Consider the following 4,882-nt stretch of genomic DNA (forward strand, 5'->3'; position numbering starts at 1 on the left):
GCGTTTGGTCTGGCGGACTTCGATCGGACCGCTCATGCGGGAACTCCTTTCGAGTCGGAGACGGCCAGTGCTCCGTACTGGCAACAGTGAGGAGATAACCCACCACCACCGACACGCCGAATACAAGCACCCCGAGGACGATTCGGACGAACGCGGAGATCATGCGGGGGTCTTTCCCGAGGGCGGGACAAGGACCGCGTAGTCGATGAACGCGCGTTGGTAGCGCCGGTGCCCGGGGTTCTTCTTGGCGTGCCGACGAATCCACTCAACGCATTCGTCTTCGCTGCCGAGGATTCCGGACGTGGCCCCGCAATCCGCGTCGTCACCAGAGACGCATAAAATCACGCGTTCTTCCTGGGTGGTCTCGTCCTGGACGAGTTCGTATTCCACGAACCGGAAAATCTTCCTCACCGAGCCCGCCCCTGCTGCCTCTTGCGGCGCTCTTCGGCTACCCGTACTCGCAGCGCGTCCCCCGTGGTGATCGGCGCCACCTTGTCGGCGGGGCGGACCCATTCGCGGCCGCCGCCTTGCGGGCGGAGGTACACGCTGTTCGGCCAGACCTCCATGACCACGCCCACCCTGCCGCCGTCGTCACGGGCGTAGCCCCCGACAGTCAGCGTGCAAGCCGACTTCTCCGGCTTGTCGGCAGGCTCTACGGCCGCCTGTTCGTCGCCCATGGGGCCCCTCGCCCTCCCTCGGTCCATCGTCGGTAGCGAGTGGACCTCGACTCTCCGCCCGGCGGGTGCCGTGAGGGGACCACAAGAGGTGTGATCCGTTGCCTTGCCGTAGTCCGCAGACTTACTACGGACGTGTAGTAGTCGCAGGTCAGGTGCCTCCGAAGTGGGTATACGAACACCAGGGCGGCACGCGGCCCGCCCGTACGATGGCAAGGACACACCGGGCAAGCGCAGGTGAGGAGACCGGCGTTGGCGCACAGCAAGCACTACCGGAGTCGCAAGTCCGCGTTGGCCGTGCTGTCCGAGGGGTTACGGGCGCAAGGGTGGACGTGGGGTGCCATCGCGGCCCGCATCCAGCGTGAGGAGAAGGTCAACGCCCGGCAAGCCATGAGGATTGCCCGGGGATGGACTCAACAACAGGTCGCCGACCGGTGGAACGAGCTGTTCCCGGATGCCGAACACCCGATGACGCAAAAGAAGTTGTCATTCTGGGAGTCGTGGCCGCAATCCGGCCGTGAGCCGAGCCTGACCACTTTGGAACGCTTGGCGAAGGTCTACGAATGCGAGACCAAAGACCTCATTGATGGCGACCGCACGTGCGCAGAACGGGAATCCCAACCGATTACTCTTCCCGGTATGGGCGGCGGGTCCGGATCGCATACCGGCTCCGAGGCTTTCAACGGCAGTGCAGCGTTCTCCCTTTCGTCGGTGGCCCCGGCAGAGTTGGAGCGGAAAATCGAGGCCATAAGCCTCACGGAACTCGCACAGGCGCTGCTTGTGTGGATACAGCGAGGATTTCCGGAAATGANGGCGCTGCTTGTGTGGATACAGCGAGGATTTCCGGAAATGAATCGCCGAGACTTGCTCCAGAAAGTAAGTACAGCTCTCACTATGGCGGTCGCCGCTCCGCTATTCGACATAGCGTCGGCGGATGGTCGTCAAGCGCTTGGTGCCGTTATGGAGAACTCGCGCAGCATCGATGCCGCGACGATGACACAGATCGAGCAGGCAACGCATCAATACCGGAAGCAAGGCAACATGTTCGGCCCGCAGGTAGCCCTGCGGACCGCCCTCGCGCAGCGAGAAATCATGAGCGGATTCCTGGCCACCGCACCAGGCAGCCTAAAGCCACGACTGCTGTCGGCGCACGCGGAGTTGAGCCAGATCATCGGCTGGCAATTTTTCGACCTCGGAGACTACCGGGCGGCCCAGTATTACTACGACGACGCGCGGACGGCCGCCCACGATGCCGAAAATGTCGAACTAGTTTCGTATGTGCTGTGCACCATGAGCCAAATGGCCACCTGGCAGGGAAAACCTCGGGTAGGGATTGACCATGCCGTGGCGGCGCAATCATGGGCCAACCAGACCGGCAGTTGGGCGGCACGCGCATACGCGGCGGACGTGGCTGCGCGCGCTTATGCGGCAGACGGCGACGAAGTCAAGACACGCAAGGTTTTGGAAGACGAGCGTACCGCCGTTGCCGCCATGTGTGAGGACGATCAACCGTTGTCCACCTGGTGGTACTTCTACGATGAGTCGTTCTATTGGACCACTCGCGGAGAATGCGGTTTGCTCCTCGGCACTCCCAGCGATTCTTTGCACGCCATTGAGACGGCCTTGCCGCTTCTGGATCAGACAAACTTGCGCGATTATGCGCATACCTTGGCGTGGAAGTCATCAGCGTACATCCGGCAAGGGAATATTGAACAAGCCGCCGAGACGATCTCCGCTGCGGCGAAGATCACGACTGTCAACCAGTCGCCTCGGGTTGTTCAAAGCCTTCGGAGTCTTCGAGCCGACCTCGTCCCATGGCAGCAGACGCGGGCAGTCCGAGAACTGGACGAAGCCTTGCGCGCCTACGGCGTGCGCGGCGCCTGAGGGCCCGTTCCTCGCTCGGGCGGCAACGGGGACGCTCAACCCACCGACCCCGTACAGCGCCTCTCAGCGGCTCCGCTCACCGCGCCGCAGTCGTGGCTGAAGGTCTGGTACCCCAGCGTGCCCCGGAGAGGATCAAGTTGGCATCGGCGACCTTCTCCGGGGCGCGCTCATCTAGCGTCAGTCCGCGATCGGCAGGTAGATCCGGTTCCCCGACGCCGCGAACTCTTCCGACTTGGCGCGCATGCCAGCGGCGGCCTCCCCGGCATCCTCGCTGGTCAGACCCATGTCGGCGCCGTACTGCTCTGTGATGGTTCTGCTAATTTTCATCGAGCAGAACTTCGGCCCGCACATCGAGCAGAAGTGGGCCGTCTTCGCCGGCTCCGCCGGAAGCGTCTCGTCGTGGAAGGAGCGGGCCGTGTCCGGGTCCAGGGCCAGGTTGAACTGGTCCTCCCAGCGGAACTCGAAGCGCGCGTCGGACAGCGCGTCGTCCCACTCCTGCGCGCCCGGGTGGCCCTTGGCCAGGTCGGCCGCGTGGGCGGCGATCTTGTACGTGATGACGCCGGTCTTCACGTCGTCCCGGTCCGGCAGGCCCAGGTGCTCCTTCGGCGTGACGTAGCACAGCATCGCCGTGCCCCACCAGGCGATCATCGCCGCGCCGATGCCCGAGGTGATGTGGTCGTAGCCGGGCGCCACGTCCGTGGTCAGGGGCCCGAGCGTGTAGAACGGGGCCTCCTCGCAGATCTCCTGCTGGAGGTCCATGTTCTCCTTGATCTTGTGCATCGGGACGTGGCCCGGGCCCTCGATCATCGTCTGCACGCCGCGCGCCTTGGCGATCCGGTTCAGCTCGCCCAGCGTGCGCAGCTCCGCGAACTGCGCCTCGTCGTTGGCGTCCGCGATGGAGCCGGGGCGCAGGCCGTCGCCCAGGGAGTACGTCACGTCGTACGCCGCGAGGATGTCGCACAGCTCCTCGAAGTGCTCGTACAGGAAGTTCTCCCGGTGGTGCGCCAGGCACCACGCGGCCATGATCGAGCCGCCCCGCGACACGATGCCGGTCTTCCGGCGGGCCGTCAGCGGCACGTAGCGCAGCAGCACGCCCGCGTGGACGGTCATGTAGTCGACGCCCTGCTCGGCCTGCTCGATGACCGTGTCCCTGTAGATCTCCCAGGTCAGGTCCTCGGCGCGGCCGTCGACCTTCTCCAGCGCCTGGTAGATCGGCACCGTGCCGATGGGCACCGGCGAGTTGCGCAGCACCCACTCGCGCGTGGTGTGGATGTTGCGGCCGGTGGACAGGTCCATGACGGTGTCCGCGCCCCAGCGGGTGGCCCACGTCATCTTCTCGACCTCCTCCTCGATGGAGGAGGTGACGGCCGAGTTGCCGATGTTGGCGTTGACCTTCACCAGGAACCGCTTGCCGATGATCATCGGCTCCAGCTCGGGGTGGTTGACGTTGGCCGGGAGCACGGCGCGGCCCGCCGCGATCTCCTCGCGCACGACCTCCGGCGAGACGTTCTCGCGCAGCGCCACGTACTCCATCTCGGCCGTGACCTCGCCGCGCCGCGCGTACGCGAGCTGGGTCACCGCGGCCCCGCCCCGGCCCCGGCGCGGCCTGCGCTCGCCGCCGGGGAAGACGGCGTCGAGGTTGCGCAGGCCCGCGCCCTGCGCGCTCGGCTTGATGCCGTCGTCCTCCGGGCGCGGCGGGCGGCCCGCGTACTCCTCGGTGTCGCCGCGCGCGGCGATCCAGCCGTCGCGCACGGGGGCCAGGCCGCGCCGTACGTCGGTGGAGACGGCCGGATCGGTGTACGGGCCGGACGTGTCGTACAGGGTCACGTCGCGGCCGTTGGTGAGGTGCACCTGCCGGACCGGAACGTGCAGGTCCGGGCGCGAACCGGTGACGTACGCCTTGTGCCAGCCGATCGCGCGCGTGCGTGCATCCTGCATGGTCATGTGAGACCCACTCCCTACGCCGGCATTACCCGGTAACAGGTTCGGCGGTCGGCGCAGCGTCGTCAGCGCCCTCTCAGCCCGGTGCTCCGAGCTCCCGCGATTGCAAAGGTGCCCACCACGCTAACGGGTGGGCGGCCGGGCTGAACAGGGGGCCTGGGGCAGGTGGGACGCGCCGCCCGCCCGCCGCGCGCGTGCCGCCCCGGCCCGGGTGGCGCGTGCCGCCTGCCCGGGTTCCGTACGCCGCTTGCGATGATGCCCGGGTGACGTCGATACCTCCCGGGACCGGGCACGGCCATGGGCACGGGCACCCGTACGAGCCGCCGCCCGCGACCCCGCCGACGGCCGGGCCGCCGCCCGCCGGACCCGCCGCCGGGCCGCCC

At 66.9% G+C, this 4,882-nt stretch carries 3 protein-coding genes and 1 riboswitch; all 3 genes read right to left on the reverse strand.

Annotation, left to right across the window (positions count from 1 at the left end):
* Positions 1-159 precede the first annotated feature (159 nt).
* Positions 160-390 (reverse strand): hypothetical protein, encoded by a 231-nt coding sequence (locus tag RKE29_RS27855; protein ID WP_312008454.1) that lies wholly within the window; start codon positions 388-390, stop codon positions 160-162.
* A gap of 17 nt (positions 391-407) precedes the next feature.
* Complete coding sequence (locus RKE29_RS27860) at positions 408-677, reverse strand: hypothetical protein (RefSeq protein WP_312008455.1); 270 nt, start codon at positions 675-677, stop codon at positions 408-410.
* A 2,058-nt stretch (positions 678-2,735) separates the two neighbouring features.
* Entirely contained in the window at positions 2,736-4,502 is a 1,767-nt protein-coding gene (gene thiC, locus RKE29_RS27865; protein ID WP_312008457.1) for a phosphomethylpyrimidine synthase ThiC, read from the reverse strand.
* Positions 4,497-4,610, reverse strand: a riboswitch (TPP riboswitch). Its footprint overlaps the gene before it by 6 nt.
* Between the last annotated feature and the right edge of the window lie 272 nt (positions 4,611-4,882).

Source organism: Streptomyces sp. B1866, assembly GCF_031932565.1.
In the GTDB taxonomy this organism is placed as follows: Bacteria; Actinomycetota; Actinomycetes; order Streptomycetales; family Streptomycetaceae; genus Streptomyces.

Bases quoted from the DNA above. Each gene is read 5' to 3' on its own strand.
- RKE29_RS27860 (WP_312008455.1), bottom strand. From the start codon at position 677: ATGGGCGACGAACAGGCGGCCGTAGAGCCTGCCGACAAGCCGGAGAAG.
- thiC (WP_312008457.1), bottom strand. From the start codon at position 4,502: ATGACCATGCAGGATGCACGCACGCGCGCGATCGGCTGGCACAAGGCG.